Raw genomic sequence first — 24215 nt, 5'->3', positions numbered from 1 at the left:
GGGGGGTACCCTATCGGAGGGCGCATGACACCGGAAACCCGCCGCCAGGCGCTTCGACGGATCAAGATCATCGCCGGCCAGGTTGCCGCCCTTGAGAAGCAGATCGAGGACGACCGCTACTGCATGGACATCCTCGACCTGTCGCTCTCGATACAGCGCGCTCTTCGCAGCCTGGACGCCCTCGTGCTCGACGGGCACCTGAAAACCCACGTCGTCGAGATGATCCGCAGCGGCGAAGAGGAGAAAGCAATCGCCGAACTTCAGCGCCTGTACCGCACGCAGGGCCCAAGCGAACCCTAACCTCAGCAACAACATCGGAGGCATCCAATGGCACAGACAATCGAACTCAGCATCACCGGAATGACCTGCGACCACTGCGTGAACGCGGTGACCGGCGCACTCAAGTCGGTTCCGGGGGTCCAGGACGCCGTCGTGAGCCTCGCAGAGAAGGCGGCCCGCGTCACGGGCGAGAATCTCGACCCTGCGAAGCTCATCGAAGCCGTAAAAGAAGAGGGGTACGAGGCCGCCACACGGTAAGTCCGCCCGGTTCGCCCCTGCTCCGCGGGAGGTTTGAGATGGCCGCTGCAAGTGAAGAAAAGGCGGTGACGCTCAGCGTGACCGGAATGACCTGCGCCTCGTGCGTCCGGCGAGTGGAGCGCGCGCTGAGCAGGGTGGAGGGTGTGGAAACCGCCGCCGTGAACTTCGCGGCCGAGACAGCGCGCGTGACCCTCGGTGCGCCAGTGCCGGTCGAGGCGCTCATTGAGGCTGTCGAAAAGGCAGGCTACCACGCGCGGCCGCTCACCGATCGAGAGCGCCCCAACCCGGCCGAACAGGCGAAAGGGACGCTCGTCCAGCTCGTTGGGGCGTCGGTTTTCGCCGTGCCTGCGGTCATTCTCGCCATGGCGATGGACATCGCCGGGCTCCACCTGTTCGGGGACCCGCAGCTCCACGCCTGGGTTGTCCTTGTCCTGGCAACGCCGGTGCAGTTCGGCCTGGGCTGGCGGTTCTACCGGGGTGCGTGGGCCGGGCTTCGGCAGCTGAACCCAAACATGGACGTGCTCGTCGCGCTCGGGACGAGCGTGGCGTACGGCTACAGCGCATGGGTGGTTCTGCGGGGGCAGTTCGATACGCACATGTACTTCGACGTGAGCGCCGCAGTGCTGCTCTTCATTTCGATGGGCAAGTACTTCGAAGAAACGTCAAAAGGTGCCGCATCGCAGGCGATCCGCGCGCTCCTCGCGCAGACGCCGGAGACCGCAACTGTGCTCCGCGACGGTGCCGAGATGGAGGTGCCACTCGATGCGGTGCAGGTCGGCGACCGCCTGCTCGTGCGCCCCGGCCAGCGCATCCCGGTCGACGGCGTTGTCGTGGACGGATTCTCGGCGGTCGATGAGTCGATGCTCACGGGGGAGTCGGTGCCTGTCGAGCGGAAGCCGGGCGACCGGGTGATTGGCGGAACCATCAACCAGCACGGCGCCATCACGATCGAGGCAACGGCCGTAGGAGCCGATGCCGCCCTCCAGCGGCTCGTTCGGCTCGTCGAGGAGGCGCAGGGCTCGAAGGCGCCGGTTCAGCGCCTGGTTGACCAGGTGGCAGCCGTCTTCGTCCCGGTGGTCATCCTCCTCGCGGGCGTCACGTTTTTCGCCTGGGGACTCCTTGCCGGGGAGTGGCAGCAGGGAATGACCGCCGCGGTGGCCGTGCTGGTGGTCGCCTGCCCGTGCGCGCTTGGACTCGCGACGCCCACGGCAATCATGGTCGGCACCGGACTCGGGGCGTCGCGCGGGATCCTCATCCGGAACGCGGCAGTCCTTGAGCGGTCACGCAAGCTCGATGTCGTGGTCCTCGACAAGACCGGTACCCTGACCGAAGGCCGCCCGCAGGTCAGCGACGTTGTGCCCCTTGGTGAGATGAGCCGGGACGAGCTGCTCCGCCTGGCGGCCGCGGCCGAATCGCCGAGCGAGCACCCGCTCAGCCGGGCGGTTGTTGATGCCGCCGTTGAGGCCGGGCTGGAGGTTCCGCCCGCCACCCGGTTCGAGGCGCTGACCGCCCGGGGGGTCCAGGCGATGGTCGATGGCCGCCTCGTGCAGGTGGGGAACCCCGGGATGTTCGCCGAGCTTGGCTATGACATGGGGCCGCTGGAGCCCCGCATCGGAGAGCTGGAGGCTGCGGGCCGGACCGTGGCCCTGGTCGCCGTCGACGGGACGGTCGCTGGCCTGCTTGGCCTCTTCGACGAGGTGAAACCAAACGCAGCGCGGGCCGTCGCGGCCCTCCATCGGCTCGGGCTCCGGGTGGTCATGCTGACGGGCGACAATGAGCGCGCCGCGGCAGCGGTGGCGGCGCAGGTGGGCATTCACGAATTCCGGGCCGGGATGCGGCCGGAGGAGAAGCTCGCGTACGTCCGCGAGCTGCAGGCGCAGGGGCTCGCGGTGGCGATGGCGGGGGATGGCATCAACGACGCCCCGGCGCTGGCGCAGGCCGATGTCGGGATTGCGATGAGCAACGGCACCGATGTCGCTATCGAAACCGGCGACATTACGCTGCTGCATGGCGACGTGGCGAAGATTGCTGAAGCGATCGCGCTGTCGCGGGAAACGCTGACGACCATCAAGCAGAACCTGGCCTGGGCCTTCGGCTACAACGTGGTGGCTTTGCCGGTCGCGGCGCTCGGGCTGCTCAATCCCCTTTTCGCTGGCGCAGCGATGGCGCTGAGCTCGGTGAGTGTGATGGCGAACAGCCTGCGGCTGCGGACGAAGGCGCGGGCGCTGGCGCGCGCCGCCGGGAACGAATACACGGCGCCCGTCGAGGGTGTGCTCCAGGCGAACCGCGGGCCGGTCATCGCGATGGCGGCGGCGTTCGTCCTGCTCGTCGTGCCGCTCGTCGTGTTCACCGGCATCGACCGGGGCTGGTTCGGCAACGCCGGGAGCGGTCCGGAAAGCCACGCCAGCCCGCACCAGTGAGGTCCGGCGCCGGGAGCCGATTGTAAAATCATCGCAAATGCTATTGACGTGATGAATCGTCTGTCCGGTAACATCCGGCTGCGGACACGGCACGGTTCGCGGAAAGGAGCACGATTTCCGTGAATGACCCAGGCAGACAGACAGACAGACAGACAGACAGACAGACACGGGTCCAGCGCTCTCGACTGACCGCCGCCCTTCTCGCCGCCGTCGCCGGGCTGGGGCTTACTGGCCTGGCAGCGGCCATGACGGTCAACACTGATTCGTGGAACTGCCCCTGGTCTGGGACGACCAACTGGCAGGGCGTCGGCGCTGTCGCAAGTACGGCTGCGTCGTCGTGCGCGGTGGTGACCACCGTCCAGTTGAGCTACCAGTACGGCGGGAACTGGTACGCGAACTCGTACAAGTACGGCTCGACATACGTGAGCGACAGCACAGGCCTCGCGATCAGCGAGGCGTTCACCCGCCACCAGATCGGCGTTGCCGGTTACGGGTGGGGACAGGAGGAGTACACATGGATTCCCTGAAGCGGTGCTTCACCGACCGCAGCATCTTGACCATCGCCATTTCCGGCCTGGCTGCTCTCGCGATGGCCTTCGTCGCCGGGACCCTCTCGACCGCCGACGGCCGCGCGACCGATGCCGCCCTGATTCCTGCCGGCGAACGGCAGTGGGTGCTCGAGGGAGCGCCCGCGGAGCAGCAGGGCGCCCTCGCGGACCTGGAGGTGGCGCGGGAGGAGTACGTCGCCGCCATCGAGGCCGAGCGGAAGTGCCTGACCGACCAGGGCATTTGGGTCTCCGATACCTGGTGGGAAGACAACCAGCTGCGCTACACCTTCGGCGGGGTGCCATCCCGTGAGCAGGCGGCCTCCGTCTTCGAGACCTACCGCGCCTGCCACGCGACCTACGCGCGGAACGTCGCGACCGGCTGGGCGATCGGGTCGGCGCCCGCGCAGCCTTAGCCAAGGCGCGACCGCGAGCGGGGCGGGCCGCCGACGGGTGCCGACGCACGGCGGCCTGCTCCGCTCACGCCGCGTTCACCGGCCCGCTGATAGACTGGGAGTATGAAGCGTGCGAATACCCGGCCGGTCCGGGCCGGTACGGTCATCATCGGCGGGGGGAACCCGATCGTCGTCCAATCGATGTGCGCCACGCGGACGACGGACATCGAGGCGACGGCAGCGCAGGCGAAGATGCTGCACGAAGCGGGCGCCGGGCTGGTCCGCATCGCGGTCGACAGCGCGAAGGATGTCGCGGCCCTCGCCGAAATCCGTGCCCGCGTGCCGGAGGCGAACCTCGTCGTCGACCTGCAGGAGAACTACCGGCTGATCACGCAGGTCGCGCCGCACGTCAACAAGGTGCGGTACAACCCGGGGCACCTCCACCATCACGAAAAGCAGAAGACCGTCCGGGAGAAGGTGGCCTTCATCGCCGAGACGGCGGCCCGCCACGACCTCGCCGTGCGGGTCGGCGTGAACTGCGGCTCGGTCGACCCGGAGATGGACGCGAAGTTCGAAGGCGCGGACCCGCCGGGCCTCGAAGGCGTGACGGCGATGGTCGAAAGCGCCATCGAGCACTGCGCCATCCTCGACGACCTCGGGTTCGACCGCTACGTCGTCTCGCTGAAGGATTCGGACCCCCGGAAGGTCATCGAGGCGAACGTGCGGTTCGCGGCGATTCGTCCTGAGGTGCCGCTCCACCTCGGCGTGACGGAGGCCGGGATGCTGCCGGACGGCGCGATCAAGACGCGCATCGCCTTCGAACAGCTGCTGTCCCGCGGCATCGGCGACACGATCCGGGTTTCGCTGACGCTGCCGTTCGCCGAGAAGTGGCGCGAGGTGGAAGTTGGGCGGCAGATCATCGCGGACGTGGAGGCCGGGCGGTTCCGTTCGGTGCCGCAGTTCCTCGAGGGCGGGCTGAACATCATCAGCTGCCCGAGCTGCAGCCGGGTCGAAAACGAGGCGTTCGTCGACCTCGCCTTCAAGGTGAAGGAGATGACCGCCTACGCGAAGGAATACGACATAACGATTGCGGTGATGGGCTGCCGGGTAAACGGGCCGGGCGAGACCGACGATGCGGATTTGGGTCTCTGGTGCGCCCCCACCTTCGTCAATCTGAAGCGCGGCGAAGAAGAACTCGGCGCGTTCCCGTACGACACCGTCCTCGACCGGCTGAAGGAGGAACTCGACCGGCTCATCGCCGAAAAGCGGGCGGCCGCGGCATCACCTACAAGCTGACTCCTTGGCTCCCCCCTGGGCCCGCGGTCAGGGCGGTACCCTGGAGCAGAACGACGACGGCCGGGGCAGCTGCCCCGGCCGTTGTGGTGTCGTTGGTGGAGACGCGGGAGAGTTGAACTCCCGGTCCAGAGAAGGTCGGCTCCGGATTATCCTACAGGCTTTCCCACCGATAGAGGTCTCGCCGGGGAACTGCAGTGGTGGTCCCCACGTTCTCCGGCCAGCCGATGCGTCTTTCGCGGGCGGTATCGGCGTCAGCCCGCGGCAGCCTGGCTTTGGTGACGCCCTACCCCAGTGCTACCAGGCCGGGCCCTGGGGAGGACGGCTCCGCACTAAGCGGCGAGAGCGAGTTGGCGAGTGTTGCCGTTTATTTTTGGCCGCCTGATTAACGAGGGTGACAGCCAACCTCGGCCTGCTATCCGGCTACCTGGCTTCCTGTCGAATCCTTTCGTCCCCGTGATGCCCCCATCATAGCACAGCTGTTCGCCCCTGGGGACTACCGCCTCCGGTGGAGCGCCTCCTGGAGCGCGCGCTGCTGGTCTCGCTGCTTCAGCGCTTCCCGCTTGTCGTACCGTTTCAGGCCCCGGCCCACACCCAGCTCGACTTTCGCCTTGCCGCGCTTGAAGTACATCGAAAGCGGGACCAGCGTGAGCCCCTTCTCCTCGACCATCCGGGCGATGCGCCGAATCTCCTGCTTGTGGAGGAGGAGCTTGCGGTCGCGGGTCGGGTCGTGGGCCGCGTACCCCGCGTTCCGGTACGGGGCGATATGTGCCCCGATGAGCCAGACCTCGCCGTCCTTAATCCGGGCGTACGAGCCCTGCAGCTGCACCTTGTGTTCCCGGACTGACTTGATCTCGCTCCCGGTCAGGACAATACCGGCCTCGAAGCGGGCGAGGATTTCGTAGTCGTGCCTGGCGCGGCGGTTCTGGGCAATGGTTGCGTCGGACATGTCTGGGTGAAACGCAGCGGGCCCATCGGCGATGGGCCCGCTGGATGCTATCCCAGTCTACCGCGAGGTCAGTTCCCGCGCAGGAGGTCGATTGCCTTAAAGAGCTGGATGTCGCCCTGGTCGACGTAATCGTCATAACTCATCGGCACCTCGATGTCTGGTTTGACGCCGAGCCCTTCGATCTGGTCGCCCTTCGGCGTCAGCCACCGCCCAACCGAGATGTACAGGGCACCGCACCCCTTGGGGTCGCCGCAGCTCTTCAGCTCCTGCAGCTGGTTGACCGTCCCCTTGCCGAAGCTGCGGGTGCCGACGATCTTTGCGCGGCCGTTATCCCGCAGGGCTGCAGCGAGAACTTCCGCCCCGGAGGCGCTGCCCTGGTCCTGAAGGATGATGACCGGGATCTTCGTCGCGATGCCGCCGCGACGGGCATTCCAGCTCTGCGTTTTTCCGTCGGCGTCGACCTCCGACAGGATGACGCCGCCGTCGAGGAACTCGTCGGCCACGTCGACGGTCGCCTGGAGGAGACCCCCGGGGTTCCCGCGCAGGTCGAGGATGAGGCCCTTGTAGCCCCGCGCCTCGACGTCCTTCAGCTTCGTGCGCAGTTCGTTCAGGGTGCGGTCGTGGAACTGCGTGATCGCAACGTAGGCGATGTCGGTCACTTCCTTGCCGTTGCGGTCGACCAGTTTCGTGCCGCTTTCGCCCGGGATAACTTCGAGGTTCGGCTCGAGGAACACGCTCTCGAGCGGGATATTGCCCCGGGTGATGGTGATGGTCTCGATTGTGCCGTCAGTGTGCTTCACCTTCAGCGTCACCTGCGTGCCCGACGGCCCGCGGATGACCTGGACTGCCTGCGTCTGGGTCCAGCCTTCCGTGGACACGCCATCGACCTCGAGGATGATGTCCCCGGCGCGGATTCCAGCCTTCTCGGCCGGCGAGTCGCGGAAGGGCGCCACGATGGTAATCGCGCCGCTGCGGTCCGAGACCGTTGCACCGATGCCGTCGTAGCTCGACGACAGGTCAAGCGCCCCGGCCGCGAGTTCGGCGGGCGTCAGGTACTCGGTGTGCGAGTCATTGAGGGAGCGGATAATGCCGTCGATGGCGGCCTCGCGGAGCTTTTCCGGGTCGATGGTCGCCTTGTCGACGTAACGTGTCTCCAGCAACTGCACGATTTCGTCGATGATGGCGGCGCCAATCGGGTCGTTTCCGTTGGCGGCTCCCGCCTGTGGTGCGGACTGCACAGGGCCGGACCCGTCCGTGGTCAGGTCATGGACCGCATAGCCGAGGCCGAAGGACAGTGTGAGCATGCTGAGGAGGAGGAAGACGGCCACGGCCGCGCGAGCGATCTGTTCGCCGCCCGGGCGTGAGGATTCGCGGGGGATATCCATAGGGGTCCTTTTCGCGCCGAGCGCGGGGACGGAGTTACAGGGAGTGTACAGGCGCCGCTTCCGGCGCTTCAATTTGGCGATTACCGGAGGTTTACGCCCGACCCGGCGCAGCGCCAGCGAGCCAGCCCGCAACACCCTCCGCAAGCACGCGCCAGGCAAGGGGGCGGGCGTCAATCTCCGCGGCTACGACGCCGAGGACCCGGTCGGGTTCGGGCGGCCCGAACAGGGCGAACGGTCCATCGGTGTCCGCGCGCCCGCCGACGATAAACCAGTCGCCGCCCGGCGACCAGGGGCCGTGTGATCGGCCAAACTGATCGAAGAAGGCGAGCGCGAGCTGCATCGGCGGGGATGGCACGAACGGCGCGAGCCGGCCGAGCTCCCGCCCCCGCGCATCGATGAAGGCAGGCTGGACCCGGCTTTCGGGGGAGAATCCGGGCAGGGCCAGGGCAACCAGCTCACGGGCAGACGCGGGACTCGCCCAGGCAGCAAGGAATCGCCCGCGGTACAGCATGCGGACCGTCGGGGCGCCCGGTTCCCAGGCCACGAGCCGCCCGTACATCGCGGGGGCACCGGGTTCGCCGACCGCGACGAGCACATGATTCCGGACCGGGCCGGGGACGAACCGGACGGTTCCTTCGAATGCAGGGCCCGGGAAGGTGCGGCCCGTACCGACGTCTGCCGCCCGGAGACGCACCCCTCCACCGCCAGCGGGCTCGGCCCAGGTAACGACCTGGCCATCTCCGCAGAAGGCCGGTGCTCCGAATCCGCCGACGCCCTGCTGGACCAGGCAAACACGGGCCGGCGCCCCGTCCAGCAGCTCCAGGACGACGAGGCGTGCTCCCGATGGGCCGCCGTGGTGAACCGCCAACCGCGACCCGGTGTCGTCGAACGCGGGGAAGATGGGTGCCCCGGCGAACAGGCGCTGCGAACCGGGCGTCCCCGGCCTCCAGCTGCGGAGTTCGAGCGCGCCGTCCGCGGGCTGGACGATGAGGAGGTTCGTCCCGGCAGGCGACCAGTAGACGTAGTGGGTGAGCCCCGGCGCAACGCCGTGCCCCGGTGCCAGTTCTGAGCCGGGGACCCCGGCTGCTGCGCCCGGTGCATCGGCCGAGAAAAGACGGACGTGGGCCGTTTCGCCCGGCTGCGTTGCCCCGACCGGCAGGGCCAGCTCGCCGCGCGACGACACGGCCGGCCAGTTTCCGCCGCGGGTGACGACAATCCGCGCTTCCCGCGTGTCGTTTTCGTTGATGGCGACCGTGCCGATGCTCGAAACCGTGACAAGCCTCACGGAGGACAGGGTACGCGGGCGCCGCGAAGGGGCGCAGCCAGTCCCGGGACGAACTTCGCACTATACAAGTTATGCAGTGAAGCACCGCGCTGCGTTCGATCGGGACCCGGCAGCCAGCGGCAGCCGCTCCTGCACGGGGGACACGGGGGAGCGGAGGACCGCGCAAGCGATGGCCCTCAGTGAGCGGCATCCCCGTAACCGCGTGGTCCTCGTTAAAGGGTGCGCGGAAGCGGCTTCGCTGGAGCGGCCTGCTGCCGCGCGGACGCCCGTGCTTCGACTCCCATGGATGCGGCGCCCCGGGCCCGGTCCCTGGCAGGGTTTCCCCGCGTTCGACCCGGGCAAAACCCTTATGTCGCCAGTTGTCACCGAAGCACCACCGGCACGTCACGAGCCGCGCGTTGTTCTGTCACCAGCCGGGCCTGAACAATCGGCGCATCCGCTCGACAACCAAGGCACACAGGGTTGCGATGCGGGTGCTTGTTCGGGGGAGCAAGAAAATGCAATGGCCGTCAGTCAACCAGGAACCTGAACCCGGCGGGGACGCGCAGCCGAACCGCCTATCGCTCGAAGAGCAGCAGCGCCTTGTTATGCAGTATGCGCCGCTGGTCCGCCGCGTGGCCAGGACGCTCCCGCTCGAAATCCCGGGGCTGCTGGAGTTCGAGGACGCGGTCGGATACGGGACCTGCGGGCTGGTCGAAGCGGTCCGCCGATACGACCCGTCGAAGGGCACGAACTTCCACGCCTACGCCGTCCAGCGCATCCGCGGCGCGATGATCGACGCCTTCCGGCGGATGGACCGCCTGAGCCGGACGATGCGGCAGAAAGCCAGGGACGTCCAGCGGGCCCAGTCCGAACTCGAAGTGCTGCTGGGCCGCACGCCGACCGAAGCTGAGACCGCCGAGCACATGGGCGTCTCGGTCGAGCAGTACCGTGAGGCGACCTCGCATGCACGCTGGGTGACGGTTTCGCTGGACCGGATGCTGGAGCGGGACGACGACGGCGACTCGTTCCCTGCGGCCGAGATGCCCACCGCAGAAGAAGACCTCGATTTCACCCGCTCCTTCGAAGAAAAGGAGCTGTACGAAGAGCTCGCGAAATCCGTGGCGGCCCTCCCGGAGCGGGAGCGCCTGGTCATCAGTCTCTATTATGTCGAGCGATTGACCATGCGCGACATTGCCGCAGTACTCCAGGTTTCGGAGACGCGGGTGAGCCAGCTCCACGCGCAGGCGGTCAAGCGACTGCGGAGGGCACTGCTGCGCGAAGCGGCCTGAACGGCCAGGGCGGTCGACTATCCAGCGGGGCCGGGATGCCGGGGACGGCGTTTCGGCCCCGCTGCACGCTGTTTGGCGCTCCGTTGCGAAACGGGTGCGAACAAGGGCACAGTTCACCGGCCAGACCCCTATTAGCCGGGCCGCACCTGCCGAAGATAGAGAGTGAGCACCTGTCGCGCGCCGGCCGCACGGCCCGCGCCGCCGGGGCTCAACAGTGCAGCGATGCCCGGCCGGGGCCCGCGAACCGGCCGGGAACGACCTCCTGGGGGTGATGGAATGGCGGACCGCTTCAACGACGGCTTCCGGAGCCAGGTCGCGTTTGTGACTCACACGCGCGACTACCGCTCCGCGGACGTGCTCCCGTCGCTTGCGCGCCACGGGTTCACGACAACGGAACGTCCGCACGACCGCGAAACCGAACGGCTGCTCGCGCAGTTCGACCCGGACCTCGTGGTGCTGGCCATCGACCCGCGGCACGACGAAGACATTGCGCTGGTCCGCCAGGTCGCCCGGGCCTGCAAAGCGCAGGTCATCGTGGTCGCGCCGGGCCCGCACCCCCATGGGCTGAGCCTCGCCCTCGAAGCCGGCGCTGACGTCTGCCTGCGCGACACCGACGGGCCCGAGATGTTCCACGCGCAGCTGGGGGCCATGATGCGTCGGAAGATGGCGGCACAGGCGGAGCCCGAAGAGGAGGGCCCCAGCACCATCTCCGTCCGCGACCTGGTGCTGGATTTTGACCGGTGCCAGGCCGTGCGTAACGGCGAGACCATCCCGCTGACGCCGACGGAATTCAAGATCCTCGCGTACCTCGCGAAGAATGCGGGCAAGGTGGTCAGCCCGGTTGAAATCCTCCGCGCCGTGCAGGACTACACGTACTCGGAGCGGGAGGCCCAGGAGATCGTCAAGGTCTACATCCGCCGCATCCGCCGGAAGGTCGAGCACGACCCCGCCGAGCCGAGCTACATCGTGAACGTCCGCGGATTCGGTTACATGCTCGAGCGGCGGAGCAACCGGCGTGACGTGGTGCGCGCCACGGAGGCCGCCTGACGCCCGCGCGTCCGCGACAGCGCACCAGGACAGCGGCCCCGGCAGAACCTGCCGGGGCCGCTCGCATCCAGGCCCTTGCCCGGAGCTTCAGGCGATAGTGACGCCCTCGCAGCGGTAGACATCCTGGATGGCGTTGAGGAGCGCAATGCCTTCGTTCATCGGCCGCTGGAACGCCTTGCGGCCGCTGATGAGGCCCATGCCGCCGGCGCGCTTGTTGATGACGGCGGTCCGGACGGCCTCCTTGAGGTCGCTCTCCCCGGAGCTGGCGCCGCCCGAGTTAATGAGGCCGACCCGCCCCATGTACCCGTTGGCGACCTGGTAGCGCGTCAGGTCGATGGGATGGTCGGTGGTGAGCTTCGTGTACATGCGCTCGTCGAACTTGCCGTAGCTTCCCTTCTGATTGAGCGCTTTGTACCCGCCGTTCTGCTCGGGGAGCTTCTGCTTGACGATGTCGGCCTGGATGGTGACGCCGATATGGTTCGCCTGGCCGGTCAGGTCGGCCGAGGTTTCGTGATTAACACCGTCGACCTTGAAACCGGGGTTCCGCAGGTAGCACCAGAGGACAGTCGCCATGCCGAGTTCGTGCGCGTAGGCGAACGCCTCGGCAACTTCGACAATCTGGCGCGAGCTCTCCTCTGAACCGAAGTAGATCGTCGCGCCGACCGCCGCGGCGCCGAGGTTCCAGGCTTCCTTGATGGTCCCGAACATGATCTGGTCGTACTTGTTCGGGTAAGTCAGCAGCTCATTATGGTTGATTTTGACGATGAAGGGGATGCGGTGGGCGTACTTGCGCGCCACTGCGCCCAGCACCCCGAACGTCGACGCGACCGCGTTGCAGCCGCCCTCGATGGCAAGGAGCACGATGTTCTCGGGGTCGAAGTACGCCGGATTCTTGGCGAACGACGCCCCGCCCGAATGCTCGATGCCCTGGTCGACCGGCAGGATCGAGACATAGCCGGTGCCGCCGAGCCGGCCGTGGTCGAGAATTGCCTGCAGGTTGCGCAGGACCTGCGGCGACCGGTCGGACTGTGCCCAGACGCGGGTCACGAAATCAGGACCGGGCAGGTGGAGCGAGGAGGCAGGGATGCCTTCGCAGCGGTGCTCGAGCAGGGACCGGGCGTCGTCCCCGAGGATGTCGGCAATGTCGGAGAGGGAGAGTTCGCGGGTCGGGCGTTCTGCGAGAACCATACGTTGTCCCCTTGGGTCAATGTGGCGGAAAGCCGCCACGGGGATGATACCGCGCCGGCATCGGCCAGTCGTCTCGACGCGCCCCGGCACCATGCGGTTCCGCGATTCCTTTACCTTCGCCTTGGTTTCGTTGCGCTACGGTAGAAGCACCACGAGTTGCAGGAGGGTCGGCGATGCGCGTGCTGGTCGTTGAAGACGAGGAAGCAATCGCAGGCGCGATCGAACGCGGGCTCATCAAGCAGGGGTACGAAGTCGACGTGGCCCGGGATGGGGCCGAGGCCCTCGAGATGGCCGCGACGACGAACTACGACGTCATCTGCCTCGACCTGAACCTGCCGCGGGTCGACGGGATCGAAGTGTGCCGCAGGCTGCGCGAGGAGCGGTTCCCGGGCGGTATTATTATGTTGACTGCGCGCAGCTCGATCAGGGAACGGATCGAGGGGCTCGACCAGGGCGCCGACGACTACCTCGTCAAGCCGTTCGCGTTCAGCGAACTCGCCGCGCGGATCCGTGCCATCACCCGGCGGGATGGCGCGATGCGTGAGCCGATTATCGAGACGCGCGGCCTCGAACTCGACCCCAACACCAACCGGTGCCGTCGCGACGGCAAGGAGATCCACCTGACGCCGAAGGAGTTTGCCCTCCTCTACTATCTGGCTCGGAACGAGGGGCGGGCCGTGCCGCAGGAGGAGCTCCTCGAGAAGATTTGGGACGAGCACGCCAATCCCTTCACGCAGACGGTGAAGGTGCACATGAACAACCTCCGGCGGAAACTGAACGAAGGGTTCGAAGAACAGCTGATCGAAACGATCCGCGGAAAGGGTTACGTCCTCTAGGGTGCGACTGCCGCCGTTCTTCCGGAGCATCCGGTTCAGGCTGACCGTCTGGTACTCCAGCCTGCTCCTGGTGTTTGGCGTGGCCTTCGTGGTCGCGCTCAACCTCGCCGTCCGCCTCGACCAGCCCCCGGTGTTCGAACTCTCACGCTCCAGCGACGTGGTCTACACGCCAGTGCGGACCGGCCCAGCCCAGGCGATCATCGTCCCGATTGAGACGGAGTCGTACACCCTGCGCGAGGTTGAGGACGGCATCTATTCGCACAGCCTCGACCGCCTGCAGTACTGGTCGCTCGTCTCGGTGGTCGGACTGGCGCTCGCGTCCGGAATCGGCGGTTATGTCCTGTCGGGAGTGCTCCTCCGTCCGGTGCGCGACATCACGCAGGCGGCGTCCGAGATCAGTGCCACCAACCTGAGCCGGCGGATCAACTACCAGGGACCGCGCGACGAGCTGTGGGCCCTGGCCGAGACCTTCGACTCGATGATCGGCCGCCTCGAGGCGTCGTTCGAGCGTCAGCGACAGTTCGTGCAGGACGCCTCCCACGAGCTGCGCACCCCGCTCGCGGCCATCCGGACAAACATCGAAGTCACCGAGATGGACCCGGATGCGACACTCGAGGAGTACCGCGAGCTGGTCGCCACCATCAAGTCGCAAACGGAACGGCTTACCCGGCTGAGCGAGGACCTCCTCCTGCTCACGAACGAGGAGGGCGCGCGGGTCGAGCGCGAGCCGGTCGACCTGGGCGCCATCGCTGGAGACGTGATCGCGGAACTCCAGCCCCTGGCTGCGAGCCGCGGCGTTGCCCTCCGGCTCGACGCACGCGCCGACACGGAGGTGCTGGCCAGTCCGGACCTCCTCCACCGCTGCGTGCTGAACCTGGTCGATAACGCGATCAAGTACTCCGGCGAAGGGGCGACCGTGACCGTTCGGCTCCTCGACGCGGGGCCCTCCGGGCGAGTCGAAGTTGAAGACAACGGGCCCGGGATTCCGGCCGAGGCGCTCCCGCACATCTTCGACCGGTTCTTCCGGGTCGACAAAGGGCGCAGCCGCCGCGAGGGTGGGACAGGGCTCGGCCTGGCGATCGTACAGGAGCTCATCCGGGCTATGGGCGGGAACGTCGGGGTGCGTTCCGCGCCGGGAACTGGCAGCACATTCTGGATTGAGCTGCCGAAAGCGCCCGCACCGGGCGCCGAGGAGCCCGGACGGCTGCGGTCGAGCACGCTCCGCTGGGAGCCCGGCAGGCCCGCTTGACCGGGGCCCCGCCGGTGGTAGGTTCGCCTGCAGACGCAAGCGCGTAAGCCCCCGTACGGCACATGGCCAGGCGCCGTGGCCTACTGGTTTGTCAGGAGGAGCATGACGTGGCTCAGCTACTGGACCGGATCGACAGCCCGCGGGACCTCCGCGCACTCACGTACGACCAGCTGCAGGCGCTGGCGCAGGAGATTCGCGACTTCCTCGTGCGGACCGTGGACGGCATCGGCGGCGGCGGGCACCTCGCGTCGAACCTCGGCGTCGTGGAACTGAGCCTCGCCCTCCACCGCCTCTTCGATTCGCCGAAAGACAAGATCATCTGGGACGTCAGCCACCAGGTGTATGTCCACAAGATCCTGACCGGGCGCAAGGACCGGATGCATACCATCCGGCAGTTCGGCGGCCTGAGCGGCTTCGCGGACCGGAAAGAGAGCGAGCACGACGTCTTTGGCGCGGGGCACGCCGGAACGTCGATCTCCGCTGCCGTCGGGATGGCGGTGGCGCGCGACCTGAAGGGCGAGGATTTCTACACCATCGCCGTCATCGGTGACGGCGCCATGACCTGCGGCATGGCCCTGGAGGCCATGAACCACGCGGGGCACCTCGGGCTGCACCGGCTCATCGTCATCCTCAACGACAACGCGATGTCGATCTCGCCGAACGTCGGCGCGCTCAGCCGCAACCTGAACAAACTCCGCGTGGACCCGCTCTACCGGAACGCCAAGCGGGAAATCGGCGAGCTCGTTGAGCACCTTCCGCTCGGGCGCCAGGTGTGGGAAGGGGCCAAGCGGGTGAAGGCGAGCGTCCGCGACCTCCTGGTGCCTGCCAGCTTCTGGGAGCAGTTCGGCTTCGAGTACTACGGGCCAATCGACGGCCACGATATCCGGGAGCTCGAGGCGACCCTGAAGGCGATCAAGAAGGTCGAGGGGAAGCCGGTCCTGCTCCATGTCCTCACGGAGAAAGGGCACGGCGTGCCCGAGGCGGCCGCAGACCCCATCAAGAGCCACAGCGGCACGTACTGGCTGAAGAAGACGGACCCCTCCGCTCCGCCACCCCGGCCAACGTACAGCCAGGTGTTCGCACAGGCCGTGCAGGAGCTGATTGAGTCGGACCCGCGCGTGGTGGCCATCACGGCGGCGATGCTGGAGGGAACCGGACTCGCCCCGGTGCACGCCCGGCACCCGGGCCGCGTGTTCGATGTCGCCATCGCCGAGCAGCACGCGGTGACCTTCGCTGCCGGCCTGGCGACGCAGGGCATCCGGCCGATTGCGGCCATCTACAGCACGTTCCTCCAGCGCGGCTACGACTCCGTGGTCCATGACGTGGTTGTCCAAAACCTGCCCGTGGTGTTCGCCATGGACCGGGCCGGCTTCGTCGGAGACGACGGCAAGACGCACCAGGGCTTTATCGACATCAGCTACATGCGCTGCCTGCCGAACATGGTCGTGAGCGCACCGAAGGATGAGCGTGAGCTCCGCGACCTGCTGTACACGGGCATCCAGCATAACGGCCCCTTCGCCGTACGCTATCCGCGCGGCAGCGGGCCCGGTGCGCCGACGAACCTGCCGATGCAGGCGCTCCCTGTCGGCAAGGGCGAACTGCTCCGCGAGGGGCGGGACATCGCGCTTGTCGGCTTCGGCGCCCCGGTGACGGAGTGCCTCAAAGCGGCTGAGCTGCTCGCCGCGGAGGGCATCGATGCGGCGGTTGTGAACGCCCGCTTCGCGAAGCCGTTGGACGAGGAGCTGCTCCTTGGAGTCGCGCAAACGACGGCCGGCATCATCACGGCCGAAGAGAACGTCCGCGCAGGCGGTTTCGGCGACGCTGTGCTGGAGCTGCTCGCTGACCACGGGCTGGCCGACCGGTACCTCGGCGCACTGGCGATGCCGGACGCCATCGTTGACCATGGCCCCCAGGCAACCATGCGGCACCTGTACCGGCTGGATGCCGAAGGGATTGCTGCTGCGGCGCGCGAGGCCCTCGCCGGACGCGGAGCGAGCCGCCACGCCGCTGCACCGACGCCTTCGCTGGCATGAGCAGCGCCGGGCCGCTGGCGCACCACCTGCCGCTGCTCGATGCGGCGCTGCGGGCTGCACTTGCCGATGGCCCTCCCGAGCTTTTGCGGCTGTCCCGTTACGTCATGGGATGGGAGTCGACCGACGGATCCCCGGCGGCGGCCGGCGGGAAGCGGCTTCGGCCCCTGCTGTGCATGGAAGTGGCGTCCGCCTGCGGCGCCGGCCCCGGGGACGCGCTGCCCGGCGCGGTCGCCGTGGAGCTGGTGCACAACTTCTCGCTGGTCCATGACGACATCCAGGACCGTGACCTCCTGCGCCATGGCCGGGCGACGGCGTGGCAGCTCATCGGCGAGGCGCAGGCGATCAACCTCGGCAACTTCCTCTACACGCGCGGGCTGCGGCAGCTTGCAGGGAGCCGGGCGCCAGGGGCGCAGGTGGGGCTGGCGATGCTCTTCGAAGCGGTCGAGCGGATGGTCGCCGGGCAGTGGCTCGACCTCGCATTCGAATCGCGGTCCGACGTCACGGAGGCCGAGTACCTCGACATGGTCGCCGGGAAGACCGGCGCGCTTCTCGGGGCGGCAGCGGGCATCGGTGCCGCGCTTGCCGGTGCGCCCCCTGAGCAGGTAGAGCGGCTGCGGCAGTGGGCCGAGCGGCTCGGCATCGCATTCCAGGTGCACGACGACTACCTCGGGGCCTGGGGCGACGCATCTGCGACCGGAAAGTCAACCTCGAGCGATATCGTCCGGCGTAAGAAAACGCTCCCGGTCGTTCTCGCGATGGCGACCGGCGCAGGGGAGGAGCTCCGGGAGCTGTACCGTTCGCCAGCCGATGACCCGGCCCACACCGCGCGGATTGTGCAGCTGCTCGAACAGGCCGGCGCCCGGGAGCGGACCCGTGAACTTGCGAACTCACTCGCCAGGGAGGCGGAAGCGCTGCTCGCCGCGACGGGACTCGCCGCCGGGGCGGCAGAGCGCCTGCACGAGTTCGGGCGGCTCATCGTCGAGCGTGACCGATAGCGTCCGGGCTGCGACCATGGCGGATGGCCCCACCGGGGCGTGCGGAGGCCGAGATGTTTGAGAACGTGCGCGAGGACATCCGCCAGGCGGTCACCTGGCACGCCGTGCCCGGCGTGCGTCGGCTGTTCGGGCCCCGGGCAGAGACGATCGCCAGCATTCTCCTCTCGGCCGAGGCCCAGGTGGTCCTGGTCTACCGCCTGCAGGCATGGCTTCGGAAGCAGCGGGTCCCGCTCCTCCCGCTCCTCTGCCGCCGGCTGACGATGCTGATGGCCGGGGTCTCGATCGGGGACCGCGTCGAAATCGGACCCGGGCTGCTGATCAATCACGGCCACGTCGTCATCGACGGAACGACCCGCATCGGCCCGTACTGCTCCATCGCTCCCTTCGTCACCATCGGGCTGAATACGGGCGGCCCCGACGCCTCGTACGACGGGCCCACAATCGGCCGGTTCGTGTTCATCGGCACCGGGGCCAAAATCCTCGGGCCGGTGACGGTCGGCGACAATGCCCGGATCGGTGCGAACGCCGTCGTCCTCAGCGACGTGCCGCCGAACGCCACGGCGGTCGGTGTGCCGGCGCGGGTGGTCGAGCACGAATACCCGCTTGGGCCGGCGCGGAGCCCGTCTGCAGACTCCTGAGGCCGCAACACCGGCCCCTTGCCCGGACGCCCGGGCCTAGTTGATCGGCAGCATCGTTTCGCCCATCAGGTACTGGTCGATGCCGCGGGCGGCGGCCCGGCCTTCGGCGATAGCCCAGACGATGAGCGACTGGCCGCGCGTCATGTCGCCGGCCGTAAAGACCCCGGGAACCGAGGTCATCTTGTTCTCATCGGCCCAGACATTGCCGCGTTCGGTCAGCTGAACGCCGAGCTGCTCGAGGAGGCCGCCCTTTTCGGGCCCGAGGAACCCCATGGCGAGCAGGAGCAGGTCGACCGGCTCGGAGAACTCGGAGCCGGGAATCTCGCGCATCACCTGGCGCCCGTTTTCGTTCACGAACTCGACGCGGACCGCGTGAAGGGTCGTCAGGCGGCCGTTTTCGCCGGACAGGCGGGTCGTCATGATGCAGTAGTCCCGCACGCCGCCTTCTTCGTGCGCCGAGGAGACGCGGTAGATGTTCGGGTAGAGCGGCCAGGGCTGCTCGGGCGGCCGGCTGGCTGGCGGCCTCGGCATGATTTCGTACTGGAGCACCTCGCGAGCGCCCTGGCGGAGGGCCGTCCCGAGACAGTCGGCACCGGTATCGCCGCCGCCGAGGATAATTACCCGCTTGTCTTTCGCAGTGATGAACTCGTCGTCAGGGATTTCGTCGCCGGCGTTGCGCCGGTTCTGCATCGGCAGGTACTCCATCGCGAAGTACACGCCCTTCAATTCGCGGCCCGGCACCTGCAGGTCGCGCGGCTGGGTCGCGCCGCCGGCGAGGCAGATGGCGTCGAACTCCTCGAGCAGCTCCCGGGCATCGATGTCCTTTCCGACGTTGACACCCGGCCGGAAGACGACGCCTTCGGCCTCCATCTGCGCGAGCCGGCGGTCGAGGAAGCGCTTCTCCATCTTGAAGTCGGGGATGCCGTAGCGGAGGAGCCCGCCGATGCGGTCGTCCCGCTCGAAGACCGTGACCTCGTGACCGGCGCGGGCGAGCTGCTGCGCACAGGCGAGCCCGGCCGGGCCGGAGCCGATGATCGCCACCGTCTTGCCGGTGCGGTGCTTCGCAGGTTGAGGCTTCACCCAGCCTGCCTGCCAGGCGTACTCGATGATTTCGAGTTCGACCTGCTTGATGGTCACCGGGTCGGCGTTGATGCCGAGCACGCACGCCGCCTCACACGGGGCCGGGCAGAGGCGGCCCGTAAACTCCGGGAAATTGTTCGTCGCGTGCAGGCGGTCGATGGCGTCGCGCCAGCGGTCCCGGTACACGAGGTCGTTCCAGTCGGGGATGATGTTGCCGAGGGGGCAGCCCTGGTGGCAGAACGGGATGCCGCAGTCCATGCAGCGGGCCGCCTGCGTCTTCAGCTTCTCGAGCGGGAACTCCTCGTAGACCTCGAGCCAGTCGTGCACGCGCTGCTCGACAGGGCGGCGCTTCGGGGTCTCGCGCGGAAATTCGAGGAATCCGGTCGGCTTAGCCACGGGCAGCTCCCACGGTTGAGTTCTGCGTGCCCTGGGCCTGCTGCTGCGACTGGAGGCGCTGCTGCTCGAGCACGCGGCGGTAATCGGTCGGCATGACCTTCACGAACTTCTTGGCGGCTGCCGGCCAATCGGCGAGCAGGCGCTGGGCGACGGTGCTCCCGGTGTATTCGACGTGGCGCTCCAGCAGGCCGCGGACCAGGTCGAGGTCCTCCGGCTCCTCGAGCGGCTCGAGACCGACCATCTCCATATTGCAGCGGGTGTGGAAATCGCCGTCCTCGTCGAGGACGTAGGCGATTCCGCCGCTCATGCCGGCGGCGAAGTTCCGGCCGGTGCGACCGATGATGACCGCACGACCGCCGGTCATGTACTCGCAGCCGTGGTCGCCGGTGCCTTCAACCACGGCCACGGCGCCCGAGTTGCGGACCATGAACCGTTCGCCGGCCACGCCGCGGAAGAAGGCCGCCCCGCTTGTCGCGCCGTAGAGGGCAACGTTGCCAATGACGATGTTCTCCTCCGGGACAAAGGTGGCGTCCTTCGGCGGGTAGACGATGATCTTGCCGCCGGAGAGGCCCTTGCCGATGTAGTCGTTGGCGTCGCCCTCAAGGCGGAGCGTGATGCCCGCGGGGAGGAAGGCGCCGAAGCTCTGGCCGGCGGAGCCGTGGAAGGTGATGTCGATGGTGTCATCCGGAAGCCCGGTGTGACCGTACCGCCGGGTCAGCTCGCTCCCGAGCATCGTGCCGACGGTCCGGTTGACGTTCCGGATCGGCATGTCGAGCACGACCTTTTTGCCCCGCTCGAGCGCGGGCTGTGCGAGCCGAATCAGTTCGTTGTCGAGCGCGCGTTCGAGGCCGTGGTCCTGTGTCGTCACGCAGCGGACCGGCACCGACGGGTCGACCTGCGGCCGGTAGAGGATCGCCGAAAGGTCGAGCCCCTGGGCCTTCCAGTGGTCCACAGCGCGCCGCACGTCGAGCAGGTCGGTGCGGCCGATGATCTCATCGAGTGAGCGGTAGCCGAGCTGGGCGAGGTACTCGCGGACCTCCTCGGCGATGAACCGGAAGAAGTTCACCACGTGCTCGGCGCGCCCGGCGAACTTCTCGCGCAGCGCCGGGTTTTGGGTTGCGATGCCGACCGGGCAGGTGTCGAGGTGGCAGACGCGCATCATGACGCAGCCCATGACGACCAGGGGTGCCGTGGCGAAGCCGTACTCCTCAGCGCCGAGCAGGGCCGCGATGATGACGTCACGCCCGGTCTTCATCTGGCCATCGACCTGCACGACGATCCGGTCCCGGAGCCGGTTCATGACGAGGGTCTGCTGCGTTTCGGCAAGGCCGAGCTCCCAGGGGAGACCGGCGTGCTTGATCGACGTCAGCGGGCTCGCGCCGGTGCCGCCGTCATGGCCCGAGATGAGAACATGGTCGGACTTCGCCTTTGCGACGCCGGCGGCCACGGTCCCGACGCCCACTTCGGCCACGAGCTTGACGCTGATGCGGGCTCGGGGGTTCGCGTTCTTCAGGTCGTGGATGAGCTGCGCGAGGTCTTCGATTGAGTAGATGTCGTGGTGCGGCGGCGGGCTGATGAGGCCGACGCCCGGGGTCGCGTGACGCACCTCGGCGATCCACGGGTAGACCTTCTTGCCCGGAAGCTGGCCGCCCTCGCCCGGCTTGGCGCCCTGCGCCATCTTGATCTGGATTTCGTCGGCGTTCACGAGGTACTCGCTCGTGACGCCAAAGCGGCCGGAGGCCACCTGCTTGATGGCCGAGCGGCGGGAGTCGCCGTTCGGGTCGGGCGTGTACCGGCGGCGGTCTTCGCCGCCTTCGCCTGTGTTGCTCTTGCCGCCGATCCGGTTCATTGCGATGGCGAGCGTTTCGTGCGCCTCGGCGCTGATCGAGCCGAACGACATCGCGCCGGTAGCGAACCTCTTGAAGATGTTCTCGGCGGGTTCGACCTCCTCAATCGGGATCGGCTGGCGGTCCGACTTCAGCTCGAATAGGCCGCGGAGCGTCGCCAGCCGCTTGCTCTGGTCGTCAACGAGCCGGGTGTACTCCTTGAAAATCTTGAACTGGCCGGTGCGGGTCGAGTGCTGCAGGCGGAAGACCGTCTCCGGGTTGAAGAGGTGGTACTCGCCGTCGCGCCGCCACTGGTACTGACCGCCCCACAGCAGCTCGCGGAGGCCGCCGTCGCGCTCGGGGAAGGCGCGCTGGTGGTGAGCCAGCACTTCCTGCGCGACCTCGTGGATGCCGATGCCGCCGATGCGCGACACCGTGTTCGTGAAGTACTTGTCGATGAACTCCTCGTTGAGGCCGACGGCTTCGAAGATCTGCGCTCCGCGATAGCTCTGGATGGTGGAGATGCCCATCTTGGACATCACCTTGACCACGCCCTTTTTGATCGCCTTGAGGTAGTTCGCGCGGAGCTTCTCGATTGGGTAGTCCGCGGTGATGTAGCCGTCCTCCCGGACCTGTTCGAGGGAATCGAGCGCGAGCCACGGGTTGACTGCACCGGCGCCGTAGCCGATGAGCAGGGCGAAGTGATGCACCTCGCGGGCGTCACCCGTCTCGACCACCAGCCCGACCTGCGTCCGCTTCTTTTCGCGGACCAGGTGGTTGTGCAGGCCGGCGACAGCCAGCAGCGACGGAATGGGTGCGTGGTCGGCGTCCACGCCGCGGTCGGAGAGGATGAGAATCTTCGCGCCCTGCTCGATTGCCCGGTCGGCGGCGCGGCACAGCTCTTCCATGGCGGCCTCGAGGCCCGCCGGGCCGGCCTTGGCCGGGAAGAGCATCGGGAGGACCGTGGCCCGGAGCGCATGGTCCTTCAGCGACTTGAACTTGGCGAGCTGCTCGTTGTCGATGAACGGGTTATCGAGGCTGATCAGGTGGCAGCTTTCCGGTTCCGGGTCGAGGAGGTTGCCCTCGGGGCCGATCACCGTCTTGACCGACGTCACGAGCTCCTCGCGGATGGCGTCGAGCGGCGGGTTTGTCACCTGCGCAAACAGCTGCTGGAAATAGTTGTAGAGCGGCTGGGGCCGGTCGCTGAGGACGGCGAGCGGGGTATCCGTGCCCATCGAACCGACAGCCTCTTCGCCGTTCTGGGCCATCGGGCCGAGGTGGTACTTCTCGTCCTCAATCGTGTAACCAAAGGCCATCTGCTGCTCGAGCAGGAGGTCGGGCGGCAGCGGAGGCGGCGTCTCCGTCGCCGGGATGTCATCAATGTGGACCAGGTTCTCCTTCAGCCACTGGGCATAGGGCCGCTCGTTCGCGAGCTTCATCTTCAGCTCGGTGTCGTCGATGATGCGGCCTTCTTCGAGGCTTACGAGGAACATCTTGCCGGGCTGGAGGCGGCCTTTGATGAGCACCCGCTCGGGCTCAATCGGCAGGACGCCGACTTCGGAGGCCATGATGACGAGGTCGTCCTTCGTCACATAGTAGCGAGACGGGCGGAGGCCGTTCCGGTCGAGGACGGCGCCGATGTTGCGCCCATCAGTAAAGGCGACCGAGGCCGGGCCGTCCCACGGCTCCATGAGGCAGGAGTGGTATTCGTAGAAGGCCTTCTTGGCCGGGTCCATACTCTCGTGTTCCTGCCAGGCCTCGGGAATCAGCATCATCATGGCGTGGGGCAGGCTGCGGCCGGCCATCACAAGCAGTTCGAGCGCCTCGTCGAGGCTGGCTGTGTCGCTCCCGTGTTCGTTGATGATGGGGAGGATCTTGTTGATGTCGTCGAAGAGCGGCGACGCGAACAGCGCCTCCCGGGCGGCCATCCAGTTCCGGTTGCCGCGGAGGGTATTGATTTCGCCGTTGTGGGCGATCATCCGGTAGGGATGGGCCAGCTCCCAGCTCGGGAAGGTATTGGTGCTGAACCGGGAATGGAACATGGCCAGCGCGCTGATGAGGTGCCGGTCGCTCAGGTCGGGGAAGTAGCCACGCAGCTGCCGCGCCGTGAGCATGCCCTTGTAGACGAGGGTTCGCGAGGAAAGGCTCGGGAAGTAGAACCATTCGGCATCGCGGATGCCCCAGCGCTGAATCGCCTTCTCGAACCGCTTCCGGATGACGTACAGCTTGCGCTCGAACGCATCGTTGTCGACCACGTTCGCGCCCTGGCCGATGAAGACCTGCCACATATCCGGCTCGGCCGCGAGCGCTGTTGCGCCGAGGTCAGCGTTGTTGGTCGGCACCCTGCGCCAGCCGAGGAGGTGCTGGCCCTCCTCCTCCACGATGGCGGCGAAGAGCGCCTTCGCCTGTTCGGTGGCCCGGGGGTCGCGGGACGTGAAGAACAGGCCGGCACCGTAGTGGCCGGCCTCGGGCAGGCGGATGCCGAGCTGGGCGCACTCGCGCCGCAGGAACTCGTGGGGCATCTGGACGAGGATGCCGGCACCGTCACCGGTGTTCGGTTCGCTGCCGGAGGCCCCGCGGTGGTAGAGGTTCTCCAGGGCCGTCAGCGCATCCTGCACGATTTGATGGGAACGGTGTCCCTTGAGGTGAACGATGAACCCGACGCCACAGGCGTCATGCTCAAGCCCCGGTTGGTAAAGCCCCTGCCGTGCGGGCCTCCCGGCATGCTGCATGCTGCGTACCCCTCGATCCGACTCACCGGTGCGCGGGGATTGCGAAATGAAAAAAGCCGCGGGCGCCTCCGAGATTTCGGGGCGCCATTTGTGAAATGCTTCGCAATCTCTCGCG

General features: G+C 67.5%; 19 protein-coding genes and 1 other RNA gene. 13 read left to right on the top strand and 7 right to left on the bottom strand.

Annotation, left to right across the window (positions count from 1 at the left end; genetic code table 11):
* Window positions 1–24: 24 nt before the first annotated feature.
* The 6 genes from Tbon_RS13215 to ispG all read left to right on the top strand — a co-directional run bounded on the left by Tbon_RS13215 (window position 25) and on the right by ispG (window position 5193).
* The gene (locus Tbon_RS13215; RefSeq protein WP_098504010.1) at window positions 25–300 is read left to right on the top strand and encodes a metal-sensitive transcriptional regulator; all 276 of its coding nucleotides are present in this window, start codon (window positions 25–27) and stop codon (window positions 298–300) included.
* A gap of 27 nt (window positions 301–327) precedes the next feature.
* Window positions 328–537, top strand: a complete 210-nt coding sequence (locus Tbon_RS13210) for a CopZ family metallochaperone (protein WP_158068127.1) — start codon at window positions 328–330, stop codon at window positions 535–537.
* Between the two features lie 38 nt (window positions 538–575).
* Window positions 576–2957 carry a heavy metal translocating P-type ATPase gene (locus tag Tbon_RS13205; RefSeq protein ID WP_158068126.1) on the top strand — a complete coding sequence of 794 codons (2382 nt, stop codon included), beginning with the start codon at window positions 576–578 and terminating at the stop codon, window positions 2955–2957.
* A gap of 245 nt (window positions 2958–3202) precedes the next feature.
* The gene (locus tag Tbon_RS13200) at window positions 3203–3484 is read left to right on the top strand and encodes a hypothetical protein (protein ID WP_158068125.1); all 282 of its coding nucleotides are present in this window, start codon (window positions 3203–3205) and stop codon (window positions 3482–3484) included.
* Complete coding sequence (locus Tbon_RS13195; RefSeq protein ID WP_158068124.1) at window positions 3472–3918, top strand: hypothetical protein; 447 nt, start codon at window positions 3472–3474, stop codon at window positions 3916–3918. Before Tbon_RS13200 ends, Tbon_RS13195 begins: the two co-directional genes overlap by 13 nt.
* A 102-nt stretch (window positions 3919–4020) precedes the next feature.
* On the top strand, window positions 4021–5193 hold the full coding sequence (gene ispG / locus Tbon_RS13190; RefSeq protein WP_158068123.1) for a (E)-4-hydroxy-3-methylbut-2-enyl-diphosphate synthase: 1173 nt from the start codon (window positions 4021–4023) through the stop codon (window positions 5191–5193).
* Between the two features lie 93 nt (window positions 5194–5286).
* Here the strand turns inward: ispG and ssrA are convergent.
* The 4 genes from ssrA to Tbon_RS13170 all read right to left on the bottom strand — a co-directional run bounded on the left by ssrA (window position 5287) and on the right by Tbon_RS13170 (window position 8809).
* Window positions 5287–5646: a transfer-messenger RNA gene (gene ssrA, locus Tbon_RS13185) on the bottom strand.
* 40 nt (window positions 5647–5686) lie between these two features.
* Window positions 5687–6139 (bottom strand): SsrA-binding protein SmpB, encoded by a 453-nt coding sequence (gene smpB, locus Tbon_RS13180; RefSeq protein WP_158068122.1) that lies wholly within the window; start codon window positions 6137–6139, stop codon window positions 5687–5689.
* A gap of 68 nt (window positions 6140–6207) precedes the next feature.
* Window positions 6208–7524 carry a S41 family peptidase gene (locus Tbon_RS13175; protein WP_158068121.1) on the bottom strand — a complete coding sequence of 439 codons (1317 nt, stop codon included), beginning with the start codon at window positions 7522–7524 and terminating at the stop codon, window positions 6208–6210.
* A 91-nt stretch (window positions 7525–7615) separates the two neighbouring features.
* Window positions 7616–8809 carry a hypothetical protein gene (locus Tbon_RS13170; RefSeq protein ID WP_158068120.1) on the bottom strand — a complete coding sequence of 398 codons (1194 nt, stop codon included), beginning with the start codon at window positions 8807–8809 and terminating at the stop codon, window positions 7616–7618.
* Between the two features lie 467 nt (window positions 8810–9276).
* Here Tbon_RS13170 and Tbon_RS13165 point away from each other — a divergent pair, with 467 nt between their 5' ends.
* Both Tbon_RS13165 and Tbon_RS13160 read left to right on the top strand, forming a co-directional pair.
* Window positions 9277–10080 (top strand): sigma-70 family RNA polymerase sigma factor, encoded by an 804-nt coding sequence (locus Tbon_RS13165; RefSeq protein WP_158068119.1) that lies wholly within the window; start codon window positions 9277–9279, stop codon window positions 10078–10080.
* A gap of 276 nt (window positions 10081–10356) precedes the next feature.
* Window positions 10357–11127, top strand: coding sequence for a winged helix-turn-helix transcriptional regulator (locus tag Tbon_RS13160; protein ID WP_192498002.1), 771 nt, complete (start codon window positions 10357–10359; stop codon window positions 11125–11127).
* An 87-nt stretch (window positions 11128–11214) separates the two neighbouring features.
* Here Tbon_RS13160 and Tbon_RS13155 read toward each other — a convergent pair whose 3' ends face one another.
* Window positions 11215–12315 carry a class I fructose-bisphosphate aldolase gene (locus Tbon_RS13155; RefSeq protein WP_158068117.1) on the bottom strand — a complete coding sequence of 367 codons (1101 nt, stop codon included), beginning with the start codon at window positions 12313–12315 and terminating at the stop codon, window positions 11215–11217.
* Between the two features lie 173 nt (window positions 12316–12488).
* Between Tbon_RS13155 and Tbon_RS13150 the strand changes: the two genes are divergently transcribed.
* The 5 genes from Tbon_RS13150 (at window position 12489) to Tbon_RS14315 (ending at window position 18066) form a co-directional block, all read left to right on the top strand.
* Entirely contained in the window at window positions 12489–13151 is a 663-nt protein-coding gene (locus Tbon_RS13150) for a response regulator transcription factor (protein ID WP_158068116.1), read from the top strand.
* A 1-nt stretch (window position 13152) separates the two neighbouring features.
* Window positions 13153–14400 (top strand): sensor histidine kinase, encoded by a 1248-nt coding sequence (locus Tbon_RS13145; RefSeq protein WP_158068115.1) that lies wholly within the window; start codon window positions 13153–13155, stop codon window positions 14398–14400.
* Window positions 14401–14507: 107 nt separating this feature from the next.
* Entirely contained in the window at window positions 14508–16433 is a 1926-nt protein-coding gene (dxs, locus tag Tbon_RS13140; protein ID WP_192498001.1) for a 1-deoxy-D-xylulose-5-phosphate synthase, read from the top strand.
* Window positions 16430–17428 (top strand): polyprenyl synthetase family protein, encoded by a 999-nt coding sequence (locus tag Tbon_RS13135; RefSeq protein ID WP_158068113.1) that lies wholly within the window; start codon window positions 16430–16432, stop codon window positions 17426–17428. The genes dxs and Tbon_RS13135 overlap by 4 nt, the downstream gene beginning before the upstream one ends.
* A 53-nt stretch (window positions 17429–17481) precedes the next feature.
* On the top strand, window positions 17482–18066 hold the full coding sequence (locus Tbon_RS14315; protein ID WP_225734647.1) for a serine O-acetyltransferase: 585 nt from the start codon (window positions 17482–17484) through the stop codon (window positions 18064–18066).
* A 36-nt stretch (window positions 18067–18102) separates the two neighbouring features.
* Here the strand turns inward: Tbon_RS14315 and Tbon_RS13125 are convergent, their stop codons facing one another.
* Window positions 18103–19542 (bottom strand): glutamate synthase subunit beta, encoded by a 1440-nt coding sequence (locus tag Tbon_RS13125; protein WP_158068112.1) that lies wholly within the window; start codon window positions 19540–19542, stop codon window positions 18103–18105.
* Window positions 19535–24100 carry a glutamate synthase large subunit gene (gene gltB / locus Tbon_RS13120; RefSeq protein ID WP_158068111.1) on the bottom strand — a complete coding sequence of 1522 codons (4566 nt, stop codon included), beginning with the start codon at window positions 24098–24100 and terminating at the stop codon, window positions 19535–19537. Before gltB ends, Tbon_RS13125 begins: the two co-directional genes overlap by 8 nt.
* Window positions 24101–24215 lie beyond the last annotated feature (115 nt).

It is taken from the genome of Tepidiforma bonchosmolovskayae (assembly GCF_008838325.1).
Taxonomy (GTDB): Bacteria; Chloroflexota; Dehalococcoidia; order Tepidiformales; family Tepidiformaceae; genus Tepidiforma; species Tepidiforma bonchosmolovskayae.
Note: the sequence above shows the minus strand (reverse complement) of the source record. Positions and strands in the feature narration are given on the sequence as shown.

Bases quoted from the DNA above. Each gene is read 5' to 3' on its own strand.
- Tbon_RS13215 (WP_098504010.1), top strand. From the start codon at position 25: ATGACACCGGAAACCCGCCGCCAGGCGCTTCGACGGATCAAGATCATC.
- Tbon_RS13175 (WP_158068121.1), bottom strand. From the start codon at position 7,524: ATGGATATCCCCCGCGAATCCTCACGCCCGGGCGGCGAACAGATCGCT.
- Tbon_RS13195 (WP_158068124.1), top strand. From the start codon at position 3,472: ATGGATTCCCTGAAGCGGTGCTTCACCGACCGCAGCATCTTGACCATC.
- ispG (WP_158068123.1), top strand. From the start codon at position 4,021: ATGAAGCGTGCGAATACCCGGCCGGTCCGGGCCGGTACGGTCATCATC.
- gltB (WP_158068111.1), bottom strand. From the start codon at position 24,100: ATGCAGCATGCCGGGAGGCCCGCACGGCAGGGGCTTTACCAACCGGGG.
- Tbon_RS13135 (WP_158068113.1), top strand. From the start codon at position 16,430: ATGAGCAGCGCCGGGCCGCTGGCGCACCACCTGCCGCTGCTCGATGCG.
- smpB (WP_158068122.1), bottom strand. From the start codon at position 6,139: ATGTCCGACGCAACCATTGCCCAGAACCGCCGCGCCAGGCACGACTAC.
- Tbon_RS13200 (WP_158068125.1), top strand. From the start codon at position 3,203: ATGACGGTCAACACTGATTCGTGGAACTGCCCCTGGTCTGGGACGACC.
- Tbon_RS13155 (WP_158068117.1), bottom strand. From the start codon at position 12,315: ATGGTTCTCGCAGAACGCCCGACCCGCGAACTCTCCCTCTCCGACATT.
- Tbon_RS13165 (WP_158068119.1), top strand. From the start codon at position 9,277: ATGCGGGTGCTTGTTCGGGGGAGCAAGAAAATGCAATGGCCGTCAGTC.
- Tbon_RS14315 (WP_225734647.1), top strand. From the start codon at position 17,482: ATGTTTGAGAACGTGCGCGAGGACATCCGCCAGGCGGTCACCTGGCAC.
- Tbon_RS13210 (WP_158068127.1), top strand. From the start codon at position 328: ATGGCACAGACAATCGAACTCAGCATCACCGGAATGACCTGCGACCAC.
- Tbon_RS13150 (WP_158068116.1), top strand. From the start codon at position 12,489: ATGCGCGTGCTGGTCGTTGAAGACGAGGAAGCAATCGCAGGCGCGATC.
- Tbon_RS13205 (WP_158068126.1), top strand. From the start codon at position 576: ATGGCCGCTGCAAGTGAAGAAAAGGCGGTGACGCTCAGCGTGACCGGA.
- Tbon_RS13160 (WP_192498002.1), top strand. From the start codon at position 10,357: ATGGCGGACCGCTTCAACGACGGCTTCCGGAGCCAGGTCGCGTTTGTG.